The organism is Streptosporangium sp. NPDC051023, from assembly GCF_040689595.1.
Taxonomy (GTDB): domain Bacteria; phylum Actinomycetota; class Actinomycetes; order Streptosporangiales; family Streptosporangiaceae; genus Streptosporangium.
The window spans coordinates 40385-65122 of sequence record NZ_JBFBCE010000001.1; the positions used below are offsets into that span (position 1 = coordinate 40385).

The following is a 24738-nucleotide window of genomic DNA, read 5'->3' on the forward strand; positions in this document are numbered from 1 at the left end:
GGCATGTCGCCGCTTTTAGTCCTTTTTTAGGAGTTATTGCTTGTATAGTAGGACTAAGATGCCTACGGTGAGGCTGTGAGCGCATGGGGTGGCGGATCCGTCCCGGCCGCGTTCCTGCCCGGCGGGTAGTGCGAAGAAGATCCTGAAAGGCGGCGTCGAGGAAATGGTTTCTCATACCGATCAACTGCCGGCCGTGGTCTCGCCCGAGGAGTGGCGGGCCGCACGCGACGAGCTTCTCGCGAAGGAGAAAGAGCTGACCCGCGCGCTGGACGCGCTGGCCGCTGAGCGTCGCCGGCTGCCCATGGTCCGCTTCGACAAGGAGTACGCCCTGGAGGGGCCGGAGGGCACGGCGGGCCTGCGCGACCTGTTCGAAGGCCGTCGCCAGCTCGTCGTCTACCACTTCATGTGGCATGGCGACGGCCACTACTGCCCCGGCTGTTCGAGTTTCACCGACAACATCGCCAATCTCGCCCACCTGCACGCGCGCGACACCTCGCTGGCCCTGGTGTCCAACGGCCCGTTCGACGAGATCGAGCGGTTCAGGAAGCGCATGGGCTGGACCCTGCCGTGGTACTCCTCGCTGAACACGGACTTCAACGCCGACTGCGGGCTCGGTGAGGGTTTCGGCCTGAGCGTCTTCCTACGGGACAACGACAGCGTCTACCGCACCTACTTCACGAACGGACGCGGCGTCGACCGGCTCAGGATCGACTTCAACCTTCTCGACCTGACCCCGTACGGCAGGCAGGAGACCTGGGAGGACTCCCCCGAGGGATGGCCGCAGACCCCGCCGTACGCGTGGTGGCGCCTCCACGACGAGTACGACGGTTAGGGCAGCCCGGCGGACGGAAACCGGCTCGGCACGGCCGCTCCCGCGACCACGGTCAGCGCAGGGCGTCCACGGGTTCCATGCGGGCGGCGCGCAGGGCCGGGTAGAGGCCCGCGAGGAGGCCCACCAGCGCGCCCGCCAGTGGGGCGGCGAGCGCGAGGCGGACGTCGAGGACGGGCGTCCACTGCCTCGCGGCGGAGACGGCCACGACGACGACCAGGCCTAGGCAGGCGCCGATCACGCCGCCGGTCAGGCCGGTCAGCGTTGACTCCAGCAGGAACTGGGCGGCGATGTGCCTGCGGGCGGCTCCCAGGGAGCGACGCAGGCCGATCTCGGCGACGCGTTCCATCACGGTGACCAGGGTGACGTTGGCGATTCCCACCGCCCCCACCACCAGGGAGACCAGGCCGAGAACCAGGAACAGGCCGTTGACGTCGTCCTGGACCCCGTCGCGGGCGTGCTGGGGGCTGGGCGGGGCGACGACCCGCAGGACGCCGGGCCGGTTGGGGCTGAGCGCGACGGGCGCCTGGGTGGCGATCAGGCCGGCGGCGCCGAGGGTGGTGTTGACCAGGACGCGGGTGACGTTCTTCAGCCCGAAGTCCGCGCCGATCGTGGACGGCACGATCACGGCGGTCGACAGGACCCTCTCACGCCGCAGGTCTCCAAGGATGCCGATGACGGTGTAGGCGCGGCCGCCGATGAAGATCGCGGGAGAGCTCTCCAGGCCGGTGACGCCGAGTATCTTGGCGGCCTGGTCGCCGAGCACCGCCACACGGTCGTGGCGTTCGACGTGACCGCGGTCGAAGAAGCGGCCCCTGGTCATCCGGCCGTGGGTCGCGCGGGGGAGTTCGGGGCCCGAGCCCACCACGACCAGGCTTTTGCCGGTGACCCGGGTGGGGTCCACGAGCGTGTTGGCCGTGACGATCAGGTTGGAGCTCTTGTCGTTCTGGGCGAGGGCGGCGGCCGAGGTGACCCCGCGCAGCCTGGTGAGGGCGGCGGGGGCGTCCCAGGCGACCAGGCCGGCGGGCTTGTCCGGCACCTCGACCGTGATCGCCGTGGCGATGAGCTCGTCGAACCGGCCGACGATCTGGTTTCCCGCCGTGGCCGCGACCCCCAGGGTGACGACCAGGGTGGTGATGCCGAGAACGGTGCCGAGCGTGGTCAGCGCCGAGCGCATGGGCCTGGCGAGCATGCCGGCCAGGGCCTCGATCCACAGGTCGCGGATGTCCACGATCACGCCCTCCGGCTGAGGGGGCGTGGGAGGCCGTTGGGGAAGGGACGCGGGCGCATGATTACTCCTCGGTCAGGACGCCGTCGTGGATGCGGACCCTGCGGTCCGCGCGGGCGCTCACCGTGTCCTCGTGGGTGATGACCACGAGGGTGAGTCCCTGATCGCGCAGGTCGTCGAACAGGTCGAGCACCGCCTCGGTGTTCCCGCTGTCGAGGTTGCCGGTCGGCTCGTCGCACAGCAGCAGCGCGGGGGAGCCCATCAGGGCGCGGGCGATGGCCACCCGCTGGCGCTCGCCGCCGGAAAGGCGCCCCGGTACGAACTCGACGCGGTGGCCCATGCCCACTCTCTCCAGGGCGTCGAGCGCCCGTCGCCGTCGTCCCCCGCGGGGGTGCCCGCCGTACACCTCGGCGAGCATGACGTTCTCCGCCACGCTCCGGTGGGGAAGCAGGTGGAAGGACTGGTAGACGAATCCGATCTCGCGTCCGCGCAGCCTGGTCCTGGCGCCGTCCCGCAGCGTGGTCGTCTCGACGCCGTTCAGGATGTAGGAGCCCGAGGTCGGCCGGTCGAGCAGGCCCAGCGTGTTGAGCAGGGTGGACTTTCCCGATCCCGAAGGGCCCACGATGGCCACGTAGTCCCCCCGCCCGACACGCAGGTGGATTTCGCGGAGCGCGTACACGGGCGGTTCGGTGGGGAAGACCCTGCTGACGTCGTCGAGGTGGATGACGTCGGTGCTCATCACCGCTCACCGCCCGGTCGTCCGCCGGTGTCAGGAGTCACCGCTCACCACCACCCGGTCGCCCTCTTTCAGGGTGCCCGGCCGTATCGGTTCGACCTCCACGGCGCCGTCGGCGGTGAGGCCGGTTCTGACCTCCACCTCACGGGGCGTCCCCGCACCAGGACCGTTGTCGGGCGGCGCGACCCTGACCCGGGGGCGGCCGTCGGCGGAGGTGATGACCGCCGCCACCGGCACGGTGAGCACGGTGCCCCCGGTGGCGCCGACCGTGATCTTCACGGTGAACGGCGTGTCGACCATCCGGCGCAGATCCTTGCCGGTCGCCGGGGTGAGGAGCACGGGTATCGCGCCCGTTTCCCCGGTCGTGCTCCCCTCCGTCTGCGCGCCCTTGTCCTTCTCGTCCTCCGGGGGCCTGGCCGCCTCTCCGACGGCGCTCAGCACGGCGGGGAAGTCGTCTCCCTCCGAGGACTCCATGGTGGCCTTCATTCCCTCGCGCAGGAGTTTGGCCTCCTGGACCTCGACGGAACCGGTCATCGTGAAGGTCGAGCTCGTCACCGTCGCGACCTTGTCCTTGACGGTGTCGCCGGGCTTGACGTCGGCCTTGTCCAGCCGGGCGGGGAGCGTGGGCAGGAAGACGATCTCCCCGGGGGGCACGCCGGTCCCGTAGGTCCTCATGTACTCGGCCAGGATCGCCCTGGCGCTCGCCACGTTCTTCTCGCCGTTGGCGATCTTCAGTTTGAGCGGGGAGTTCTGGCGGGCCTGCCGCAGTGCCTGTTCGGTGGTGAAGATGTTCTCCTGTGCCAGCCGCAGGGCCTTGCGCAGATCCTCAAGACGCTTGCTCCGGTTCGCCTCCGCCTGCTCCCCGAAGTCCGCCAGGGCGGCGCGCGCGGACTCCAGGTCCTGTCGGGCGTTGGACGCCCTCATCTCCAGCAGTCGCTTGTCGTCCTCGGGTTTGGCCGCGGCCAGTGCCTGGTCGGCGGCCAGCGCGGTCTCCTCGGCGGTCCGTACGGCGCGGCGCAGATCCTCAAGCTGCCTGGTCTCCTCGGGGCCGAGGTCGCGGGACTCCTCCTCCTCAAGCGCGCCCTCCGCGGCCCGCAGGTCCTCGCGGGCGTTGTCGAACCTCAGCTTCAGCGGCATGACGTCGCGTCCGGCGTCGAGGGCCTTGCGGTCGGTGAGCAGGGTCTCCTCCGCGCTCTGCACGGCCTGGCGGAGGGTGTCCCTGGCCTGTTTGACGGTGAGGTCGGGCTCCTGGGCCACATATCCCCGTCCGGCGTACCAGCGCCGCACCGCGGCGGCGGTCGCCGCGTCGAAGACGCCCGTGCGCGGCGCGCCCAGCCCCAGGCGGCGCAGTGCCGACTGAAGCTGCTCGACGTCGGCGCCCTCCGTGCCGGGGGCCATGGTCCGGTGCATCGGGACTTTGCCGCGCAGGGCGAACACCGGGCGGCCGTTGACCTCCATCAGCACCGAGCCCTCGGTGATCTTCCCCGGGTGCGGGGCCCGGGTGACCCGCTGGGTCTCCGCCGAGCCGCCGCCGGCGCCGCCGACGACCCCGGCGAGGGTGACGGGCAGCGGTGAGCCGTAGGCCAGGGTTCCGTTGACGGCGACCATGCTGGTCAGCTTCCGCCGTGTGACGGGAAAGGTGATCAGCGACGGTTCCGGCGGTCTGCGTGCGGCGGCCTCGTCGGCGGGGGAGCGCAGCCGGGTGCCGACCGCCCACCCGAGTCCGGCGATCGCCACCGTCCCGGCCACGATCCCGGCCAGCACCTTGCGTCTCGACCTCACCGCGGCCGACCCGCCGGGACGCGGGGCACGGGTGCCCCGGCCTGCGGGGGAGGGAGCCGGGGGGTGGCTCACTGTAGTTCGTCCGTCTCGCCGGACTCCCGCTGTACCTCTGCCTTGATCTTCTGTTCCTTGGGCAGGAACGCGGCGTAGAAGTCCTTGCCGCACTCCAGGTCGTCGAGCGCGGCCTTGCGCTCCTTCACGAAGTACGGCCTGGCCGTCTCGGGGGTCAGCTCATCGGAGGAGGCGGTCCCTTCGTCCTTCATGGCCATCAGCTCATCGATCGCCTTGAAGAACTCGGCGTTGAACCTGTCCTCGCCGCTGGTGCTGATCGCGGTCGGTTTGAGGGAGGGGACCGGATATCCCTTTCCCTTGAGGCAGTCGCCGAAGGCCGCCGCCAGTTCGACCAGCCGGGCGTCGCCGTCGAGCTCACGGGTCCTGGCCCGCGCGCGCAGGGCGTCCACCTGATCGGCGCGGTTCTCCCGGGAGGTGTACCTCTTGCCGGTGATCTCATTGAACGCCGCCGTGTAGCAGGCGTCGTCGGCCACCTTCCGCGCCTGCTGCTGGGTTGATGAGAGGCTGTCGTGGAGCTTGTTATTCGGGTCCTGGGTCATCTGCGACTCCTTGAGGACGTGCCTCGGGTCGCCGGGATAGACGTAGGCGAAGAAGACGTCGAAGCCGTACTTCTCGCGTTCCTCGCGCATCGCCGCGTAGTCGCCGTTCATCATCTTGGCCTTCTGAGCGGAGGGCTTCTCCAGAGGGGGGACGTACGGTATGTGCTTGAATCCCTTGGATTTCATGCAGTCGGCCCGTATCGCCTCCATCCTGTGGCGCTTGGCCTGGGGATCGCCGGTCGCGGACGCGGTGTCCGCGTTCGGAGTGGACGTCCCGGACGCGTCCTGAGCCAGGCCGCATCCGGTCAGGACGGTCAGTGCGAGGGCGATCGCGGGCATGGTCGTGAGAACTCGTGACATCGGTGACCCCGTTTCAACGTGCGGGCATGTTCGCGAGAGGCGGTGGCGCCGCCCGCGATGAAGTGGGAAAGGTGATTAGCGATGGTTCCGGCGGTTTGCGTGCGGTGGCCTCGTCGGTGGGGGAGGGAACGGGAGGCGGTTCACCACAGCCCGTCCTTCGCGCCGAACGCCTCGTCCATCTCCGACTGGATCTTCTCTTCCTTGGGCAGGAACGCGGCGTAGAAGTCCTTGCCGCACTCCAGGTCGTCGAGCGCGGCCTTGACCTCCTTCAGGAAGTACGGCCTGGCCATCTTGGGGGTGAAGGCCTTCTCTTCCTCCCCCAGGTCTGTCATCTCCTTCAGCACCCTGAGCAGTTCGGCGTTGAACCTGTCGTAGCCGCTGGTGCTGATCACGGTCGGTTTGAGGGAGGGGACCGGATATCCCTTTCCCTTGAGGCAGTCGCCGAAGGCCGCCGCCAGTTCGACCAGCCGGGCGTCGCCGTCGAGCTCACGGGTCCTGGCCCGCGCGCGCAGGGCGTCCATCTGATCGCCGATGTCCTGCCAGGAGGTGTACCTCTTGCCGGTGAGCTCGTTGAACGCCGCCGTGTAGCAGGCGTCGTTGGCCTCGTTCCACGCATTCATCTGGGTGTTCGAGAGGCTCGTGTAGATCTTTTCGTTGGGGTCCACGCGCCGGACGTTGGTGTCGCGCTCCCGGGCGCCGGGATAGGCGAAGGAGAAGAAGACATCGAAGCCGTACTTCTCGCGTTCCTCGCGCATCGCCGTGTAGTCGCCGTTTCTCGCCCTGACCTGCTGGGCGGAGGGCTTCCTCAGCGGGGGGACGTACGGCAGGTACGTGAACCCCTTGGATTTCATGCAGTCGGCCCGTATCGCCTCCATCCTGTGGCGCTTGGCCTGGGGATCGCCGGTCGCGGACGCGGTGTCCGCGTTCGGGGTGGACGTCCCGGACGCGTCCTGAGCCAGGCCGCATCCGGTCAGGACGGTCAGTGCGAGGGCGATCGCGGGCATGGTCGTGAGAACTCGTGACATCGGTGACCCCGTTTCGGCGTGCGGGCATGCTCGTGAGAGGCGACGGCATCGCCCGTGGAGAAGTGGGAACGACGCGGGGAAAGAACTACAGGACGATGTGCTGCTTCGCCCGGTACGGCACGGCCGCGGCCAGCAGGGTGAGCAGGACGAGGGCGGCCAGGTGGGCCTCGTCCCGTTCGGAGTGGAGACCGAAGTTCTCGGCGTACACCGTCAGTATCGGCACCAGACGGACCCCGGCGGCCACCGCCCAGCGCGGGTCGCGCGCCGTGTGACCGGCCCAGACGGCGAGCAGGAGCACCCCGATCTCCAGGCTCACCCTGATCGCCGTGTGCGGCCAGGGCCCGTCGGAGAAGTCGAACCCCGCGGGGTCGGCCCCCGCCAGCGGCGGGACCGCGAACAGCCAGAGCCAGGAGCGCCGGCCCAGCCCGCGCTGCCGGGGGGCGAGCACCAGCAGGCCCAGGACGACCAGCGCGTAGCCGACCATCGGCGCCACCGGGCCGCCGCCGCCGTACAGCGCCTTTCCGCTCCAGGGCGGGTCGGGCATCGCGGGCAGCAGGGTCAGGTCGAGCCAGGGCCGGCCGAGGGTGATCGCGCAGACCTTGACCGCGACCAGCGTGACCACCGGCAGCGCGAGCCGTACCCGCCCCCGCATGATCAGCACGACGGCCAGCGCGGACAGGCCCACCCACAGCGGGATGGACGTCGCGTACGGCACCAGCGTCGCCAGGTGGGCGATCGAGAGCACCAGGACGCCGAGGTGGATCCCGTCGGCCCAGGCAGGGCGCCCGGTCATGTGGATCATCCTCGTCCGCAACCCGCTCGTGACCAGTGAGAAGGACTCGCGGGCCGAGGGCAGGGTGCGTTCCGGCTCCGCCACCTCCAGCAGGGTCGCCAGGAGCTCGCGGCCGTAGGCGTCCCGGTAGGCCCGGGGATAGCTGCGCAGCAGCCGCCGGTAGCGTCGCTCCAGGGGCCCCGCGCCCGCCCCCGAGCGGACACGGGGACCCGTGGTGACGGTCACGAGAACGCCGACCCTGGGCGGAGGATCCGCCCGGTCACGACCGAGGACGCCTGCTGCATGCGCAGGGCCTCCGCCGTCACCAGGCCTTTCCCCTCGTCGGTGAGCCGGAAGTATCTCCTCGGCCTGCCGTCGACGATCTCCTCACGGTCCACGGTGATCAGCCCGCTCGCGGCGAGCCGGTCGAGCGCGCCGTAGAGCGTGCCGACCGGCAGCTTCACCCGGTTCTCCGAGAGCTCCAGGGTCTGCTTGATGATCCCGTGGCCGTGCAGGGGGCCGTCGAGCAGGCAGGCGAGGATGAAGTAGGTCGGCTCACTCACCGCCGGTGATCCTTTGGCCATGAGGGAAACCATACTTCGCCGAGCGAAGTATGGTCAAACATGTGCCACGCGAGGACGGCTCAGTGGGGGAGTTTCGCGAGCAGGGTGCGCAGGGTGTGCAGTTCCTCCGTGTCGAGGCCGAGCAGCTCGGGCGGTGTGGCGTTCATCCCCCGCACCATCTCCTCCCTGGTCGTCACCCCCGGCTCGGTCAGGAACACGAGTCTCGCCCGCCGGTCCTGGGGGTGCGGGCGGCGCTCCGCCATGCCCAGCCGTTCGAGCCGGTCGACGGTCCAGGTCGCGGTCGAGGCGTCACAGGTCCACTCGGCCGCCAGTTCCTTCATGGTGCGGCCCGTCTCCCCGTCGAGGGAGTCGAGCGCCTTGGCCTCCGTCGGGGTCAGGCCGAGGTGGGCGAGCACGGCGTCCCTGCGGGGCCGGGTGTGCATGAGGAACCCGAACATGCTGCGCCACACCTGCTCGGCGACGGCGGCCTTGCCGCTGTCGGTGCCGTCGTCGCTGTCGTCTGCCATGGCCCGAGCATACTGGCGCGCGCGAAGAAGTTTGAGTCATCAAAATATTCGATCAGCTATATATTTTGACTACTCCAAGCTTTTGGGCGTACGGTCGTGACGTGCCCGAGGGAGCCGCGGCTCGCGGTTCCTCGCCAAGCCGTCCACGACACCGGTGCGGGCACCGGAGAGCCGGTGTGACACCGGAAGGAACGTCCACGATGAGCGTCAACGGCACCGAACGCGACGTCCTGGAACTCGTCGGACACTGGGCCGCCGCGGAGGGGGCCGGTGACGCGGTCGCTCTCGACGGCCTGCTCGCGGCGGACTTCGTCGCCGTCGGCCCCAGGGGTTTCGTCCTCGAGAAGGAGCAGTGGCTGGCCAGATACCGCACGGACGCCCTGCGCAACACCGCGTTCCGCTTCGAGCACCCCCAGGTGCGCGACTACGGCGACACCGCGGTCGTCGTGGGGACGCAGATCCAGGAGGCCACTTTCCAGGGGAACGACGCGGGCGGCCGGTTCAGGGTCACCCTGGTCGCCGTACGGCACGGCGAGCGCTGGCTGGTCGCGGGCGCCCACCTCAGCCCGGCGGCCGAGGCGGGCGCGGCGGCCGCGGCAGGTACGGGCTCCGGGGGCGGCGGGAACGGCAGGGATGCCGGGTAAGTTCGGGGGTGACCGGAATGAACCGATGCGGCGCGGGGTGAGCGGGGGCGAGCCGTTCCGTCCGCGGCGCGTGGGCCGGGCCGGGGTGGGAGGATGACCCGCATGTCAGACCGTCAGGTGACCTACGACGATGTGGTCGCCGCCCGTGAGCTCCTGGCCGACGTCGCCCTGCGGACCCCGTTGGTGCACTCGCACGTGCTGTCGGCCGCCATCGGCGGCCCCGTCTACCTCAAGTGCGAGAACCTCCAGCGGTCCGGGTCGTTCAAGGTGCGCGGAGCCTACGTCAGGATCGCGGGCCTGAGCGAGGCGGAGCGGGAGCGGGGCGTGGTCGCGGCCAGCGCGGGCAACCACGCGCAGGGCGTGGCGCTCGGCTCCGGCCTGGTCGGAATCTCCTCGACGGTCTACATGCCGGAGGGAGCGCCGCTGCCCAAGGTGGCCGCGACCCGTTCGTACGGCGCGGACGTGGTCTTCGCGGGCCACACCGTGGACGTCGCGCTGGCCAGGGCCGTCGAGCACGCCGAGCGGACCGGGGCGGTGTTCATCCATCCCTTCGACCACCCGGATGTCATCGCGGGGCAGGGAACCATCGGCCTGGAGATCCTGGAGCAGCTCCCCGAGACGGGCACGATCGTGGTGTCCCTCGGTGGCGGCGGTCTGGCCGCCGGGGTCGCGCTCGCGGTCAAGTCGCTCAGGCCCGGCGTGCGGATCATCGGCGTGCAGGCGGAGCGGGCCGCCGCCTACCCGGCCTCGCTGGCGGCGGGGGAGCCGGTCATGGTCCCGCCCGCCGCGACGATGGCGGACGGCATCGCGGTCGGCCGCCCCGGGGAGCTGCCCTTCGAGCTGATCCACTACCTGGTGGACAGCGTCGTCACGGTCACCGAGAGTGAGATCTCCCAGGCGCTGCTGCTCTGCCTCGAACGCGCCAAGCAGGTCGTCGAGCCCGCCGGGGTCGCCGGGGTCGCCGCGATCCTGGCCCACCCGCACGTGTTCGAGCCGCCGGTGGTCGCCGTGCTCTCCGGCGGGAACATCGACCCGCTGCTGCTGTCGAAGATCCTCAGGCGAGGGCTGGCCGCCGCCGGGCGCTATCTGACCCTGCGGGTGCCGCTGCCCGACCGTCCGGGGGCGCTGGCCCACCTGCTGGCCAAGCTGGCCGGGCTCGGCGCGAACGTGCTCGACATCGTGCATGAGCGGCTCGGCATGCACCTGGGCGAGGCCGAGGTCCAGCTCCAGCTGGAGACCAAGGGCCCCGCCCACTCGGACGAGGTGCTCGAATCCCTCCGCAGGGAGGGATACAAGATCGTCTGCGGCTGATCCCGGGTCCCCGAGGCCGGGTTCAGCGGCACGTCACCAGGTGGTCGGCTTCTTGGCGGTGAACAGCCAGGCGTCGAAGAGGCTGTCGAGCTGCTTGCCGGAGATCTTCTCGGCCAGCGCAACGAACTCCTCGGTCGTGACGTATCCGTACCGGTGCTCGGCGTTCCAGGTCTTCAGCAGCCTGAAGAACGCCGGGTCGCCGATCCGCTGCCTGAGGGCGTGCAGCGTCATGCCGCCCCGGGTGTAGACCGAGTCGTTGAACAGGTCGTCCGGCTTGGCGCGGCCGGGGGCGTACTTCCAGATGGCGGAGTCGGCGCCCATCGAGTAGCGGGTGTGGAAGATCTTCTCGGCGCTCGCGTTGCCCTTGTGCTCCGACCAGAGCCACTCGGCGTAGGTCGCGAACCCCTCGTTGAGCCACAGGTCCTTCCACCGCCTGATGCTCATGCTGTCGCCGAACCACTGGTGGGCCAGCTCGTGGGCGATGACGTCGTCGCCCGGGTTGAAGCCGCCGTACATGGGCTTGGTCTGGTTTTCCAGGGCGTAGCCCGCGGGGAAGTCGTCGATCACGCCGCCGGTCGAGGAGAACGGGTAGGGGCCGAACACCGTGCTCCAGTAGTCGGTGATCTTGCCTGACAGGGTGTAGAGGTTGTCGAGCGAGTCGCTGTAGCGCGGGTCGACGGCCGCCACGTTCCTGATCCCCGCCGGGGTCTTGCCCTCGCGCATCTCGAACTTGCCCATCGTCACGGTGGCCAGATAGCTCGCCATCGGATGGGTCTCCCGCCAGGTGTAGGTCGTCTTGCCGTCCGAGGTGCTCGGGCTGCCGACCATCTCGCCGTTGGCCAGGGCGGTCACCCCCTCGGGGACGGTGATCTCGAAGTCGTAGCGCGCCTTGTCGGCGGGGTGGTCGTTACCGGGGAACCAGGTCCTCGCGCCGTTGGGCTGGCAGGTCACGAACGCGCCGTCCGAGGTCGGGATGAACCCGTACGTGCCAAGGTTGGGGGAGTCTCTGACCGGCTTCGGCTCCCCGGCGTAGGTGACCTGGACGGTGAAGGCGGCCTTGTCGGAGATCGTCTTGGCCGGGGTCACGATCAGCTCGTCGCCCGAGCGCTCGAACCTCGCCGCCGTTCCGTTCACGGTGACCTGGCCGACCTTGAACCCCGACAGGTCCAGGTCGAACCTGGACAGGTCCTGGGTCGCCTTCGCCTCGATCCCCGCGACGCCCGCGAGGTGCTTGCTGCCCGGATCGTAGTCGATCTTGAGGCGGTAGTGGCCGACGTCGTAGCCGCCGTTGCCGTCGTTGGGGAAGTCGGGGTCGCCGATCCCTGAGGCGCCGATCCTGCCCGCGTGCCGCTGAGCGGACGCGTCGCCCGGGGACACCCCGTCGGCGACGGCTGAGGACGAGCCGCTTTCCCCCCTCGACGCCGCGCACCCGGCGGTGCCGAGTGTCCCGATGAGCACTGCGGTTGCCGCGATGGCCAGCCGACCAGACCCCATGATCGTGAACCCCCCTCTCGCGCCCGGTTACGCCGGGCCGTCGTTAGTCGCACCCTACGCGAGCGGAGCGGGGGACCTCCGAGGATCAGGCATCTACGACCAGTGTCCTGGCCGCCATGTCGTGGATGGCCTGTTTGCGGCTGGTGAAAAGGATGAAGGAGAGGTTGATCCAGCCCAGGCAGCAGGTGGCGTACAGCACCCACGCGACCAGCTCGCGGAGCGCGGCCTGCCCGACGCCGACCTTGCGCCCGCTGACGTCGACCACGCGCAGCCGGAACAGCTTCTTGCCCAGGGTCTGGCCGTTCCAGAAGGCGGTCAGCAGCCAGTAGTACAGGAAGCCGACCAGGCTCGCCAGCAGCGTGTGCTGGACGGGGACCTGGACGAAGACGTTCTTGCTCTTGTCCCACGCGGTGGTGAACGACTGGTAGGTGAACGGCGAGGAGATGATCCCGACGATGATGATGTCGAGGATCCCGGCGAACAGACGGCGCCAGCGCCCGCCGAGCTTGTCCGGGGGGCCGGCGCCGTACCCCGGGCCCGGGGGCGGGGTGGACCAGGAGACGGGCCCTGAACTGTCCGTTGGTGGTGATCCCATAAGTCGTAGATCACCACCAACCGGCCATTCCAAAGCCAAGGGGTGTTACAGGTTGCCCCTGAGGTCCTGTTCGCGCTCGATCGCCTCGAACAGCGCCTTGAAGTTGCCCTTGCCGAAGCCGAGCGAGCCGTGCCGCTCGATGAGCTCGAAGAACACCGTCGGGCGGTCCTGCACCGGCTTGGTGAAGATCTGCAGCAGGTAGCCGTCCTCGTCGCGGTCCACGAGGATCTTGCGCTGCTTCAGCTCCTCGATCGGCGCCCTGACGTGGCCGATGCGGGCCCGCAGCTCGGGGTCGTCGTAGTAGGAGTCGGGGGTGTCGAGGAACTTCACCCCGGCCGCGCGCATGTGGTCGACGGCGGTCAGGATGTCGTTGGTGGCCAGCGCGATGTGCTGCACGCCGGGGCCGCCGTAGAACTCGAGATACTCGTCGATCTGCGACTTCTTCTTGGAGATCGCGGGCTCGTTGAGCGGGAACTTCACCTTGCGGGTGCCGTCCGCGACCACCTTGGACATCAGCGCGGAGTACTCGGTCGCGATGTCGTCGCCGATGAACTCCGCCATGTTGGTGAAGCCCATGATCCGCCCGTAGAACTCGACCCACTCGTCCATCTTGCCGAGCTCCACGTTGCCCACGCAGTGGTCGATGGCCTGGAACACGCGGCCGTTCTTCACCTCGGGCGCCGGGACGATCGGCTCGGCCGCGACGTAGCCGGGCAGGTAGGGGCCGCTGTAGTTGGACCGGTCGACCAGGGTGTGCCGGGTCTCGCCGTAGGTGGCGATCGCCGCGAGCACGACCTTGCCGTGGTCGTCCTCGATCGTGTGCGGCTCGACCAGGCCCTTCGCGCCCCTGGCGACGGCGCCGGTGTAGGCCGCCTCGACGTCCGGGACCTCGATGGCCAGGTCGATCACACCGTCGCCGTGCTCGGCGACGTGACGGGCCACGCCGGTGCCAGGCCGTACGGCGCCGCGGAACTCGAACCTCGCACTACCTGAGGTGAGGACATAGGCGACCTCGTCGCGGCTGCCGTTCTCCGGCCCGCGGTAGGCCACGAGCCGCATGCCGAAGGCGCTGGAGTAGTAGTGGGCGGCCTGCTTGGCGTTGCCGACGGCGAAGACCACGGCGTCCATGCCGTTCACGGGAAAGATGTCGCTCATGTCGATACTGTCGGTTTTTATGGGCTGGTTGTGCAAGAGTTACGTTAATTAGTGGACAACCTGCACACTCAGCAAACGCTTCCACGGGAGTATCTGTACATCATGACGATTGATCACCTCGACGCCCGGCTTATCGCCCTGCTCGCCGCCGAGCCCAGACTCGGCGTGCTCGAGTGTTCGAGGCGGCTCGGGGTGGCCAGGGGGACGGTCCAGGCGCGTCTCGACCGGATGTCGGACAGGGGCGTGATCACCGGCTACGGCCCCGACGTCGACCCCTCGGCGCTCGGCTACGTCGTGACGGCGTTCGTCACCCTGCAGATCCGCCAGATCAGCGGGCACGTCCCGGTCGCCGACCAGCTCGCGGGCATCCCCGAGGTGCTGGAGGTCCATACGATCACCGGCGGCGACGACATGCACTGCAGGGTCGTGGCGCGCAGCAACGCCGACCTGCAAAGGGTGATCGACCTGATCGTCGAGGTCCACGGGGTGGTCAGGACCTCGTCCGTGATCGCCTTGGACACACCCGTGCCATACCGGGTCCTTCCCTTGGTGGCCGATGCGCCGCGCCAGGGGAGGAGCTAGCCGTACTATCCCAAGCAGGGTTCAGACACCGTTATGCATCGTTTACCCTTACGGTTCCGTGCGGCCGACGGGGGTCGGCCGCGGACGGGACGGGGGATCACGAGTGGTGAAGGGCGCAGAGAAGGCGGGCAAGGCCAGGCCCAGGAGAAGAATCCTGCGGATCGCGCTCATCGTCTTCGGGGTCCTCTCGGTCTCCGTGGTCGGCGCCGTCGCGGTCGCGTGGGCGATGACGCCGATCCCCGACAGCACCCAGCCGAGGGCGACCGCCCAGGGGTCGGTGATCTACTACCGCGACGGCAAGACCGTGCTGGCCAGGCAGGGCGTGAACCGTAAGAGCGTGTCGCTCGACCAGGTGCCGCAGCACGTCAGGAACGCCGTCATCGCCGCGGAGAACCGCTCGTTCTACGAGGACAAAGGCGTCTCCCTCACCGGCACCTTCCGCGCCATGTGGTCGACGGTCACCGGGCAGCAGCTCCAGGGCGGCTCGACGATCACCCAGCAGATGGTCCGCAACTACTACAGCGGCCTCAGCCAGGAACGTTCCATCGTCCGCAAGCTCAAGGAGGTCATGATCTCCTTGAAGGTCGACCAGTCGAAGTCGAAGGACTGGGTGCTTGAGCAGTACCTCAACACGATCTACTTCGGCCGCAACGCCGACGGGATCCAGGCCGCCGCGGACGCCTACTTCCGCAAGGACGTCAGCGAGCTGACCCTCGCCGAGGGCGCCTACCTCGCCGCCGTGATCCAGCAGCCCTCACGCTTCGCCGACCCCCAGGGCGCCGACCTCGGGGCCGCGAAGGCGCGCTGGCAGTCGGTGATCGACGGCATGCGGCAGACCGGGGTCATCACGGCGGAGCAGGCGGCGGCGACCACGTTCCCCGAGCTCAAGAAGCCCAGGCCGATCTTCGCGCCCAAGGGTCAGGAGGGCTACATGCTCGACCAGGTCGCGGCCGAGCTGAAGCGCAGGGGATACACCGACGAGGTCATCAACCAGGGCGGTCTGAAGATCGTCTCCACCTTCGACAAGGGCCTGATGGCCGTCGCGGAACGCGCCGTCACCTCCGTCCTGCCGGAGAGCACCCCCAAGCAGGTCCGCACCGGCCTGGCCGCGGTCGACCCCGCGACCGGTGAGGTCGTCGCCTTCTACGGCGGCCGCGACTGGCGGACCCAGTCCTACGACAACTCCTTCGGCGCCAAGGTCCAGGCGGGCTCGACCTTCAAGGCCTACACGCTGGCCGCGGCCCTGGACAACGGCTTCGGCCTCGACACCCGGGTCGACGGCAACTCCCCGCTGCGGATCACCTCTGACGGTAAGGGCATCCCCAACTCCGGTGGTTACTCCTACGGCCAGATCAACCTGGTCAAGGCGACTCAGAGCTCGGTCAACACCGCGTTCGTCGACCTGGGCCAGAAGGTCGGCCTGGACAAGGTCGTCGAGACCGCGGAGAAGTCCGGCATCCCCGCCGACCAGCTGGCCCCGCACCGCGCCGCCGCCACGCTCCCGCTGGGAGTCGCGTCGGTGAGCGCCGTGCAGAACGCCTCGGGCTTCGCCACGTTCGCCGCGGAGGGCGTCCACCGCGAGGCCCACGTGATCCGCTCGATCACCGACACCGACGGCAGGATCACCAAGACCGAGACCAAGGGCAAACGGGCCTTCGCCGCGCAGGCGGCGATCGACGCCACCTACGCGCTGACCCAGGTCGTCACCGCGGGAACCGGCTCCGCCGCCCGCCTCTACGACCGTCCGGTCGCCGGGAAGACCGGCACCACGGACAAGTCGGCGTCCGTGTGGTTCGCCGGGTTCACCCCGCAGCTCGCGACCGCCGTCGACATGTTCCGCGACGACAACAAGCCGGTGGTCGTCGACGGCAGCGCCCTGTACGGCGGGACGTACCCCGCCCAGATCTGGCGCGCATTCATGACGGAGGCGATGGCGGGCAAGCCGGTCAAGGAGTTCGGCGAGCCGTCCAGCTACGGCTACTCGACCTACGACGACTCCTACGACTCGGGCACCGACGACTACGGCACCGGCGACGGGAACCAGGACAGCACCCTCCCGCCGACGCAGCGCTCCGACGAGACGGCTACTCCCGTCCCCGACTACACCTCCTCGTCTGACGGCACGGGTGACGGGACAGGCGCAGACAACACCGGACCCGGTGACGGCACCGGGAACGGAACCGGGAGCGGCGACGGGAACGGCGACGGCACGGGGAACGGACCCGGTGACGGCACCGGCACGGGAACCGGCGACGGCACCGGGATAGGCGGCAGAGACCAGTCCCCGGCCCAGGACAACCCCACCCAATCACGTCCGAACTAACCGCCTCCCCGGGTGGGTTTAGGAGGTCAGTTCGGCTCGCAGGGCTGCCGGGGTGGTGACGGGCATCCTGCAGGTGAACCCGCGGCACACGTAGGCCGCGGGGACGCCCCCGGCCAGGCCCCGGCCCTCGAGCAGCGGGACCCCGGCGGCGCCGGGCTCGCCGAGCGCGATGACCAGGCCGGGGACGGACGACAGCAGGGCGGTCCTGTGCAGGGCCGAGGTGGCCGGGTCGCCGGGCGAGCCCACGACCGCCACCTCGACGGGCCCCGAGACGGCGGCCTGCGCCACCGCGAGGCCCCATCCGGCGAAGCGCGCGTGCTTGCCCGCCAGGACCGTCACCGTGCCGAGGGCCGCCTCTGCCGCCTCCCTGTGCCTGGCGGAGCCGGTCAGGGCGGCGTAGGAGAGCAGCGCCCCCGCGGCGGCGAACTGGCCGGACGGGGTCGCGTTGTCCGTGGGGTCCTGCGGGCGCTGGAACAGCCGCTCCGCGTCGTCCGCGGTGTCGAAGAACCCGCCCGCGCCGTCGGTGAACCGGTCGAGCACCGTCTCCAGCAGGATTCCCGCCCGATCGAACCAGCGGACCTCTCCGGTCACGCCGTACAGGGTGAGCAGCCCTTCCGCCAGATCCCCGTAGTCCTCGAGGACCCCGGCGTTGCTCCCCGCTCTGCCGTCGCGGGAGGTGCGCAGCAGCCGGTCGCCGTCCAGGTGGAGCTCGTCGAGCAGCGTGGCCGCCGCCCGCGCGGCCTCGACCAGGTCGGGCCGTTCGAACACGGCCCCGGTCTCGGCGAGCGCGGCGATGGCGAGCCCGTTCCACGCGGCCACGATCTTGTCGTCCCGGCCGGGCCGTACGCGCAGGGCACGCGCGGCCAGCAGCGCGGCGCGTACCCGGGCGAAGCGTTCGGCGTCCTCGGGGTCGGACGGCAGCTGGAGCACCGAGGTGCCGTGCTCGAACGTGCCGGTCACCTCGAACAGGCCGATCGCCCAGGCGCCGTCCTCCTCGCCCAGGACCTCGCGGATCTCCTCGGGGGTCCAGACGTAGAACTTGCCCTCGACGCCCTCACTGTCGGCGTCCAGGGCCGAGGCGAAGCCGCCCTCGGGGGTGCGCATCTCGGCCAGCAGCCAGTCGGCGGTCTCCAGCGCGACCCGCCGGGCCAGGACCGACCCCGTCGAGCGCCACCAGTGCGTGTAGACCCGCAGCAGCAGCGCGTTGTCGTAGAGCATCTTCTCGAAGTGCGGCACCACCCAGTCGGCGTCCACGCTGTAGCGGGCGAACCCACCGGCGAGCTGGTCGTAGATCCCGCCCCTGGCCATCGCCTCCAGCGTCTGTTCCGCCATCGACGTCGCCAGGCTCGCGCCGTTCCCCGACGAGAGTCGCCCCTGCGCCGTCTCGCCGTTTTCCGGTGAGAGCCGCTCCGCCGTCTCGTCGTTCCGGGAGGCGGGGCGTCGTTCGGTCGCGGCGCCGTACCGCAGCAGGAACTCCAGCACCATCGACGGCGGGAACTTCGGCGCCCCACCGAACCCGCCGCGCACCGGATCGAAGGATCGGTTCAGCGTCTCGACGGCCTCGGTGAGCGTCTCGGCCTTCGGCAGCGGGCCCGCGGGCAGCGCGGTCCGCTCGTTCAGCGCCTCCACGATCTTCGAGCCCTGCTCGAGAACCGCCTCCCGGTCGCCGGTCCAGGCGTTCGAGACTCCGGCGAGCAGCCGCTGGAAGTGCGGTCTCGGGAAGTAGGTCCCCGTGTAGAAGGGGTGGCCCTCCGGGGTCGCGAAGACCGTCATCGGCCAACCGCCCTGACCCGTCATGGCCTGGGTCGCCGCCATGTAGACCGCGTCCACGTCGGGCCGCTCCTCGCGGTCAACCTTCACGTTGACGAACCGCTCGTTCATCATCGCGGCAGTCGCCCCGTCCTCGAACGACTCGTGCGCCATCACGTGGCACCAGTGGCAGGCCGAGTAGCCGACGGAGACCAGCAGCGGCACGTCACGCCGCCTGGCCTCGGCGAACGCCTCCTCGCCCCACTCGAACCAGTCGACGGGGTTGTCCGCGTGCTGCAGCAAGTAGGGACTCGTCGCGTCCTTCAAGCGGTTCATCAACGCCTCTCCCGCGTACGCGGTGCGTACGTTCTGCTCGCGCGAGGCGCGCGGAGGCCGCACGCCACGGTTCTACCTGGTCCTGCCTGCACGGTCCTTCTCACAGTAGACCGGGAAGGGGAAACGCCGCGGCCGACTGTCCGGGGGCGGTTCGGGTCAATGCCGGTAGGTGGTCAGGAAGTCGCCGAGCCGTCCGATGGCCTCCTCCAGGTCGTCGGCGCGCTGGAGGGTGACGACGCGGAAGTGGTCGGGGCGGGCCCAGTTGAACCCGGTGCCCTGGACGACGAGGAGCCTCTCCCGCTCGAGCAGGTCGAGGGCGAACCGGACGTCGTCCGAGATCGGGTGGACCTCGGGGTCAAGGCGGGGGAAGACGTACAGGGCGCCGCGGGGCTTGACGCAGCTCACCCCGGGGATGTCGTTGAGCAGCTTCCAGGCGCGGTCGCGCTGCTCGCACAGCCGTCCGCCGGGCCGTACCAGGTCGTTGATGCTCTGGTGTCCGCCGAGCGCCGCCTGGATGGCGTGCTGGCCGGGCACGTTCGGGCACAGGCGCATGTTGGCGAGGATGTCGAGACCCTCGATGTAGGACGACGCCCGGGCCTTGGGGCCGGAGATCGCCATCCAGCCCGAGCGGTACCCGCACACGCGGTACGTCTTCGAAAGGCCGGAGAAGGTCAGGCAGAACAGGTCGGGAGCCAGTGACGCGATCGAGGTGTGGACCGCGCCGTCGTAGAGGATCCGGTCGTAGATCTCGTCGGCGAGGACGACCAGGCCGTGCCTGCGGGCGAGGTCGGCGAGGCGCTCGAGCACCGCGGGCGGGTAGACCGCGCCCGTCGGATTGTTCGGGTTGATGATCACCAGGGCCTTCGTCCGGTCGGTGATCTTCGACGCGATGTCGTCGACGTCGGGCAGCCAGTCCGCCTGCTCGTCGCAGACGTAGTGGACGGGGGTTCCTCCGCTGAGCGAGACCGCGGCCGTCCACAGGGGGTAGTCGGGGGAGGGGACCAGCACCTCGTCCCCGTTGTTGAGCAGCGCCTGCATGGCCATCACGATCAGCTCGGAGACGCCGTTGCCGAGATAGACGTCCTCGACGTCGAGACCTGGGATGCCGTGCTCCTCGTAGTGCTGCACGACGGCCCTGCGGGCGCTGAGAATCCCCTTGGAGTCGCCGTATCCGTGGGAGACGGGAAGGTTGCGGATCATGTCCTGCAGGATCTCTTCGGGAGCCTCGAAGCCGAAGGGGGCCGGGTTGCCGATGTGCAGCTTGAGAATGTGGTGGCCCTGGGCCTCCATCTCGGCCGCTCGTTTCAGCACGGGACCGCGGATGTCGTAACAGACGTTTGCGAGCTTGTCTGACTGCCTTACGTGCATCGTCACACTTTAACGTCGTATGAGCGTGACAGATCTACGTGAGGTGGCCCCCGGAACGGCCCTTCCGGTTCCCGGAACGGGCTCCGCGCTGGGCACGCCACACAGCGCCACACAGCGCCACACAGCGCCACACAGCGGTCCGGGAGCTCGCGGGGCGCGCAGTCCGATGGTCCGGGGCCTCGTGGGGAGGGCGGGATGCCGTTCCGTGTCCGTATCCATGTCCGTACCCGCCCCCGCCGGTGGGGTCTCGCCCGGCGGGGACGGGAGTTCAAGGTGATGTCGGCGGATCTCCCACGGGGTCAGCGGGCCGCCGTGGGAACCTGGTCGGCGTGCCGTTCCTGCTCATCCGCGCGAGGTAATCGACGCAGAAAACGCGGAAGCCCCGGTAGTGCCGTTCGAATCGGACGATTTCCTTGAAATCATCACGAACCATATCGAATGGCACTGGATTGGTGTCCACCCTCTGTATTTCGTACCGTCTGTCGCAGAGACGATCCCGGGTAGCGGGGTCACCGCTCACCGGCGCCTCGCCGAGACCGCTCGCCAGGCCGGGGCGCCGGTGTCGACACGGGCCTCCACCTGGGCGGGAGGGAAGGCGGGAGTGTGAGAGGGGTCCCTGTCGCGAGAAGGAGCGCCACGGCCGGAGGGGCGGTCGTGGCGAGAAACGCGGAGGGGGGTGACACGGGTTCTCCTGACGTCTCGAGGTGCTCCGAGATTGACCGGTTCGGCGACACTATGATTTATCAGGAGTCTGGTAAAAAACCATGACTATCAGTCGTGATCATTGTATGTTAACGTGAGAGTAAAGAGAAATTTCCTCTTTCTTGACTTTATGGCCCCCTTGCGGTACGGACGTCCCTTCGCGGAGCGTCGGAGGCTCCTGGTGGCTAGAACGGGAAAAGGGCGTTTCCGGGGTGGGAGATGTGTTCGCGCGGCTTCGAGCGTAGGCTCACTGGGCGTGGATCTCGACTTCGTCTGTGTGCATGCGGGGCGGCCTGCCGCCGAGCTGACCCGGCGCGACGTGGCTCGCGCGTTGCTCGCGGTGCCCTCAGGGGTGGCCCTGGTGGCCGTTCCCGACCTGCGGCGGGCGCTGGTGGCGCTGGGCAACCCGCTGTCCTCCCCCTTCTGGGACTCCGCCAAGACGACGCTTGGCGCGATCGAGTCCGGCAACGCGACGGTCGGCGACGTGCAGCGGTGGCTCGAGTCGACCGGCACTGAGCCGCTCCTGCTCACCCGGAGCTTCTTCGTCTGGCCGGAGGAGGACGAACGGGGCCCGGTCGCCAGGGAGATGTTCCTGAGGCTGGTGGCCTATCTGGAGGAGCGGGTCGCCAAAGGGGAGGTCGACCCGGACGCGCTCGCGCTGCGGGAGGAGGAGGCGAGAGAGGCCTACGAGGACCTGCAGGAGCGCTGGCTCAACAGCCCGCTGCCCGACGGGCGCGTGCCGGGGGTCGCGGTGAGCGACGAGCAGGATGAGGAGCTGTTCGCGGCCTGGGACGAGGAGGAGGCCTTCGCGCTCAGCGAGCTGCGGCGCATCCTGGCGGAGCTGCCCGCCCCCGAACGCCCCGCCGCCGACCTGCGGGCCGCCTGCGTACGGCTCCGCGAGGTGCTGGCCGATCCCGGCTACCCGGGCAACGTGCTGCGGGCGTGCGCGGGCTACGAGGGGGAGCCGCTGCCCGCCGACGACGAGGAGCTGTGGCTGAGCGTCACCGCGGGCATCGCGGGGCCCGTCTCCGACCTGCCGGAGGACGAGGAAACCCCTGAGACGTTCGCCGACCTTGAGGGCGAGCTGAGCCACGAGGACGCCGTGCTGGCCGCACTGTGCGCGATCCACCACGCCGACTGGCTCGCCGTGGTCGCGACGCTGGCCAGGCGCGGGCCCGGGGTGCTCGCCTCCCCTGAGCGGATCGCCCGCTTCATCGCCGAGTCCGAGGACATCGACGTCCAGATGGACGACCCGGAGGACCTGGACGCGGCCGAGACACTCTTCAGCTCGGTCACGCCGCTGTGGGCGTGCCTGGGGATCGTGGACAAGAGCGAGGTGCTCACCCCGCTGGGCCGCTGGGGCCTGCCGAAGGCCCTGGAACGGGCCTGGTCATAGGCCGAGGCCCTGGAACGGGCCTGGAACAGGCCTGGTCACAGGAGGACGGAGGCAGGGGCGCTAGCCGACGGTGCCCTTGCCCTGGTTCCTCAGCTCGGCCTCTGACGGAACCTCGATCTTGGAGATCTGCCGTCTCATCGACTTGACGAGGAGGTAGAGGGCGAGCCCCAGGGCGGCCACGACCAGGAAGCCGAGGAGACCGGGGCTGACCATGTCGTTGAGGGCGTTGGTGTCTGTCACACCTCAAGTCTGCCACCGGGACCCCGTGGTCCCGCCGTCGGCGTGTCGGCGGCGGGAGCGAGACGTCCCGTTCGCCCGCGCGTCGGCGGGCCCCGGGGCCGCTGACAGAGCCCGCGCGCCGGCGGCGGATCCGCGGATCAGTGGCAGGCGCGTGAGACCTCTTCCGCGTGGATGCCGGTGAACAGGTCGTCCTCGGGCAGCTCGGTGTCGACCAGGGAGCGGGCCAGGTGGTAGTCCTCCGTCGGCCAGATCTCCTCCTGCAGCTCACGCGGGCAGACGAACCAGAAGCCGTCCGGGTCGACCTGGGTCGCGTGCGCGAGAAGCGCCTGGTCGCGAACCTCGAAGTAGTCGCCGCAGGGGACCCGGGTGGTCACCGGCCACTTCTGCGGGCGGTCCTCCCAGCGGGAGATCCAGTCGGCGTACGGGGAGCCCATGCCGCGGGCGTCCATGGCCGCGTGAAGCGCCTCGAACCGCTCCTTGGTGAACCCCATCTGGTAGTAGAGCTTGAGCGGCTGCCAGGGCTCGCCCGCCTCCGGGTAGCGGTCGGGGTCGCCCGCCGCCTCGAAGGCCTCGACCGAGACGCGGTTGGTCATGATGTGGTCGGGGTGCGGGTAGCCGCCGTCGTCGTCGTAGGTGAGGATGACGTGCGGCCTGAACTCGCGCATCGCGGCGACCAGCGGAGCGGAGGCGACCTCCAGCGGCTGCAGGGCGAAGCAGCCCTCGGGCAACGGCTCGCTCTCGTCGTCGGGGAGGCCCGAGTCGACGAAACCCAGGAAGCGCTGCTTCACGCCGAGGATCTCCCGGGCGCGCTCCATCTCAATGCGCCTGACCTCGCCGATGTTCTCCAGGATGTCGGGGCGGTCCATCTTGGGATTCAGGATCGAGCCGCGTTCCCCTCCGGTGAGGGTGCAGACAAGCACGTCCACGCCTTCGGCGACGTAGCGCGCCATGGTCGCGGCACCTTTGCTCGACTCGTCGTCGGGATGCGCGTGAACTGCCATCAGCCTCAGCGGTGCACTCACGGACTCGATGTCTCCTCTTTTTCGGTCGCGCTCGGATCCGCGCCGGTCCTACGGACGGCTCCTCGCCGTGTCGTCCGCTCGGCCCGCGTCGGTGCCGCGCCGCTCCCCCGGTTGGGCTGGGTCACTCTAAAGAGAGGTTAGTTTCTCTTGGGCGGTCGCGAGGGCAAGGCCCCCGCGAGAGACAATTGTCTTGGATAACGCCGAGGTAGTGCAGGGAGATTCCGTCATGGCCACCAGCGAGGCCGAGCGGGGCCGTCAGACCGGTCCCGTGCTCGGCACCCCCGGCGACTTCCCCGACCGCCCGGAGCGTAGAGGGCGCTTCGTCGTGCATGTCGTGATCGCGATCCTCTGCGCGGTGTGCGCCGGAGGGTGGGGCTACGTGATGTGGGCCTCCAAGGGCAACACCCAGGTCATCGATCAGGTCATCGCTTTTGACGCCAGCCGCGGAGATTCTCTTCAGATCACGTTCGAAGTGGTCAAGCCGTCCGACCGCAAGGCCGTCTGCAGGATCCGGGCCACGGACGTGGGGCACGCGGAGGTCGGAAGTCGCGAGGTCAGTATTCCGGCTGGTGAGGGATATGTCCGCCTTACCGAACGGCTAGAGACCAGTGCCCAGGCAACTTCTGGCGACGTCCACTACTGCTATCTCGTATAGTGAGACATTTGGGGAAGCGTTCGAGCCGTTAACTTGTTAGCCTGTCGAAATTCGAACGACCGCTACCCCAAGTACGAAGCCCCACAGAGGAAGCAAGGAGAACCCGTGGCCGACTCCCACAACGAGAGCGTCACCTGGCTAACTCAGGAGGCGTACGACCGCCTGAAGGCGGAGTTTGAGTACCTCTCGGGGCCCGGGCGCGTCGACATCGCGAAAAAGATCGAGGCCGCCCGGGAAGAGGGCGACCTGAAGGAGAACGGCGGCTACCACGCCGCCAAGGACGAGCAGGGCAAGATGGAGGCCCGCATCTTCCACCTCCGTCAGATCATCGACAGTGCGAGGGTCGGCGAGGCGCCCCGCACCGAGGGCGTGGTCGGTCCCGGCATGACCGTCACCGTCCGCTTCGAAGGCGACGACGAAGAGGTCGCCTTCCTTCTGGCGTCCCGCGAGGAAAGTGGCGCCCCGATCGACGTCTACTCGCCCAAGTCGCCGCTCGGTGCGGCGATCAACGGCAAGAAGATCGGGGAGAAAGCCACCTACACCATGCCGAACGGCCGTTCCAACACGGTCGAGATCCTCGAGGCCGTGCCGTACATCGGCAACTGACCTCGACCTGACCCGCTGATCCGCCGGGACCGCGTCCCGGCGGATAGCCATCTTCCGCCCGAACCGTAGCCAGAGCCGAATCCCTGCCGCCGCTTCGCAGCGTGTCGTGTTTGGAGCGTTTTGGTGA

23 protein-coding genes are annotated in these 24738 nt (G+C 69.3%); 8 read left to right on the forward strand and 15 right to left on the reverse strand.

The features are described from left to right. Positions 1 to 193: 193 nt before the first annotated feature. Positions 194 to 832: a DUF899 domain-containing protein gene (locus tag AB0395_RS00205; protein ID WP_366275562.1), complete on the forward strand. Its 639-nt coding sequence runs from the start codon at positions 194 to 196 to the stop codon at positions 830 to 832. 52 nt (positions 833 to 884) lie between these two features. Here AB0395_RS00205 and AB0395_RS00210 read toward each other — a convergent pair whose 3' ends face one another. The 8 genes from AB0395_RS00210 to AB0395_RS00245 form a co-directional block, all read right to left on the reverse strand. Then, a complete protein-coding gene (locus AB0395_RS00210) occupies positions 885 to 2066 on the reverse strand; it encodes an ABC transporter permease (protein ID WP_366275564.1) in 1182 nt (393 codons plus the stop codon). Positions 2067 to 2121: 55 nt separating this feature from the next. Next, positions 2122 to 2796, reverse strand: a complete 675-nt coding sequence (locus AB0395_RS00215) for an ABC transporter ATP-binding protein (RefSeq protein WP_366275566.1) — start codon at positions 2794 to 2796, stop codon at positions 2122 to 2124. Positions 2797 to 2826: 30 nt separating this feature from the next. Next, positions 2827 to 4575 (reverse strand): peptidoglycan-binding protein, encoded by a 1749-nt coding sequence (locus tag AB0395_RS00220; RefSeq protein ID WP_366275568.1) that lies wholly within the window; start codon positions 4573 to 4575, stop codon positions 2827 to 2829. Between the two features lie 68 nt (positions 4576 to 4643). Continuing rightward, positions 4644 to 5546 carry a hypothetical protein gene (locus AB0395_RS00225; RefSeq protein WP_366275570.1) on the reverse strand — a complete coding sequence of 301 codons (903 nt, stop codon included), beginning with the start codon at positions 5544 to 5546 and terminating at the stop codon, positions 4644 to 4646. Between the two features lie 140 nt (positions 5547 to 5686). Continuing rightward, a complete protein-coding gene (locus AB0395_RS00230; RefSeq protein WP_366275572.1) occupies positions 5687 to 6571 on the reverse strand; it encodes a hypothetical protein in 885 nt (294 codons plus the stop codon). Positions 6572 to 6656: 85 nt separating this feature from the next. Next, positions 6657 to 7589: a hypothetical protein gene (locus AB0395_RS00235; protein ID WP_366275573.1), complete on the reverse strand. Its 933-nt coding sequence runs from the start codon at positions 7587 to 7589 to the stop codon at positions 6657 to 6659. Next, positions 7586 to 7927 carry a PadR family transcriptional regulator gene (locus tag AB0395_RS00240; protein ID WP_366275574.1) on the reverse strand — a complete coding sequence of 114 codons (342 nt, stop codon included), beginning with the start codon at positions 7925 to 7927 and terminating at the stop codon, positions 7586 to 7588. The genes AB0395_RS00235 and AB0395_RS00240 overlap by 4 nt, the downstream gene beginning before the upstream one ends. A 59-nt stretch (positions 7928 to 7986) precedes the next feature. Further along, positions 7987 to 8433: a MarR family transcriptional regulator gene (locus tag AB0395_RS00245; RefSeq protein WP_366275575.1), complete on the reverse strand. Its 447-nt coding sequence runs from the start codon at positions 8431 to 8433 to the stop codon at positions 7987 to 7989. Positions 8434 to 8633: 200 nt separating this feature from the next. Between AB0395_RS00245 and AB0395_RS00250 the strand changes: the two genes are divergently transcribed. After that, positions 8634 to 9077, forward strand: coding sequence for a nuclear transport factor 2 family protein (locus tag AB0395_RS00250; RefSeq protein ID WP_366275576.1), 444 nt, complete (start codon positions 8634 to 8636; stop codon positions 9075 to 9077). A 102-nt stretch (positions 9078 to 9179) separates the two neighbouring features. After that, entirely contained in the window at positions 9180 to 10388 is a 1209-nt protein-coding gene (gene ilvA, locus AB0395_RS00255; RefSeq protein ID WP_366275577.1) for a threonine ammonia-lyase, read from the forward strand. Between the two features lie 33 nt (positions 10389 to 10421). Here the strand turns inward: ilvA and AB0395_RS00260 are convergent, their stop codons facing one another. The 3 genes from AB0395_RS00260 to hppD all read right to left on the reverse strand — a co-directional run bounded on the left by AB0395_RS00260 (position 10422) and on the right by hppD (position 13632). Beyond that, positions 10422 to 11882, reverse strand: coding sequence for a M1 family metallopeptidase (locus tag AB0395_RS00260; RefSeq protein WP_366275578.1), 1461 nt, complete (start codon positions 11880 to 11882; stop codon positions 10422 to 10424). 85 nt (positions 11883 to 11967) lie between these two features. Continuing rightward, positions 11968 to 12477, reverse strand: a complete 510-nt coding sequence (locus tag AB0395_RS00265; protein ID WP_366275579.1) for an RDD family protein — start codon at positions 12475 to 12477, stop codon at positions 11968 to 11970. 45 nt (positions 12478 to 12522) lie between these two features. After that, complete coding sequence (gene hppD / locus AB0395_RS00270) at positions 12523 to 13632, reverse strand: 4-hydroxyphenylpyruvate dioxygenase (RefSeq protein WP_366275580.1); 1110 nt, start codon at positions 13630 to 13632, stop codon at positions 12523 to 12525. Positions 13633 to 13734: 102 nt separating this feature from the next. Here hppD and AB0395_RS00275 point away from each other — a divergent pair, with 102 nt between their 5' ends. Together AB0395_RS00275 and AB0395_RS00280 are read left to right on the forward strand one after the other, a co-directional pair. After that, positions 13735 to 14214 carry an Lrp/AsnC family transcriptional regulator gene (locus AB0395_RS00275; protein ID WP_366275581.1) on the forward strand — a complete coding sequence of 160 codons (480 nt, stop codon included), beginning with the start codon at positions 13735 to 13737 and terminating at the stop codon, positions 14212 to 14214. 103 nt (positions 14215 to 14317) lie between these two features. Then, positions 14318 to 16537: a transglycosylase domain-containing protein gene (locus tag AB0395_RS00280; protein WP_366275582.1), complete on the forward strand. Its 2220-nt coding sequence runs from the start codon at positions 14318 to 14320 to the stop codon at positions 16535 to 16537. An 18-nt stretch (positions 16538 to 16555) separates the two neighbouring features. Here the strand turns inward: AB0395_RS00280 and AB0395_RS00285 are convergent, their stop codons facing one another. Both AB0395_RS00285 and AB0395_RS00290 read right to left on the reverse strand, forming a co-directional pair. After that, a complete protein-coding gene (locus AB0395_RS00285) occupies positions 16556 to 18622 on the reverse strand; it encodes a thioredoxin domain-containing protein (RefSeq protein ID WP_366275584.1) in 2067 nt (688 codons plus the stop codon). 156 nt (positions 18623 to 18778) lie between these two features. Beyond that, entirely contained in the window at positions 18779 to 19990 is a 1212-nt protein-coding gene (locus tag AB0395_RS00290) for a pyridoxal phosphate-dependent aminotransferase (protein WP_366275585.1), read from the reverse strand. Between the two features lie 958 nt (positions 19991 to 20948). Here AB0395_RS00290 and AB0395_RS00295 point away from each other — a divergent pair. Next, positions 20949 to 22088: a hypothetical protein gene (locus tag AB0395_RS00295; protein WP_366275586.1), complete on the forward strand. Its 1140-nt coding sequence runs from the start codon at positions 20949 to 20951 to the stop codon at positions 22086 to 22088. Between the two features lie 60 nt (positions 22089 to 22148). On the opposite strand, the gene AB0395_RS00300 is transcribed toward AB0395_RS00295, so the two are convergent. After that, the gene (locus AB0395_RS00300) at positions 22149 to 22328 is read right to left on the reverse strand and encodes a hypothetical protein (protein ID WP_366275587.1); all 180 of its coding nucleotides are present in this window, start codon (positions 22326 to 22328) and stop codon (positions 22149 to 22151) included. A 137-nt stretch (positions 22329 to 22465) separates the two neighbouring features. Further along, the gene (gene mca / locus AB0395_RS00305; RefSeq protein ID WP_366275589.1) at positions 22466 to 23350 is read right to left on the reverse strand and encodes a mycothiol conjugate amidase Mca; all 885 of its coding nucleotides are present in this window, start codon (positions 23348 to 23350) and stop codon (positions 22466 to 22468) included. Positions 23351 to 23576: 226 nt separating this feature from the next. Between mca and AB0395_RS00310 the strand changes: the two genes are divergently transcribed. Together AB0395_RS00310 and greA are read left to right on the forward strand one after the other, a co-directional pair. Further along, positions 23577 to 24005 carry a DUF4307 domain-containing protein gene (locus tag AB0395_RS00310; protein ID WP_366275590.1) on the forward strand — a complete coding sequence of 143 codons (429 nt, stop codon included), beginning with the start codon at positions 23577 to 23579 and terminating at the stop codon, positions 24003 to 24005. Positions 24006 to 24110: 105 nt separating this feature from the next. Beyond that, complete coding sequence (gene greA / locus AB0395_RS00315) at positions 24111 to 24611, forward strand: transcription elongation factor GreA (protein ID WP_271220028.1); 501 nt, start codon at positions 24111 to 24113, stop codon at positions 24609 to 24611. The last annotated feature ends 127 nt before the right edge of the window (positions 24612 to 24738 follow it).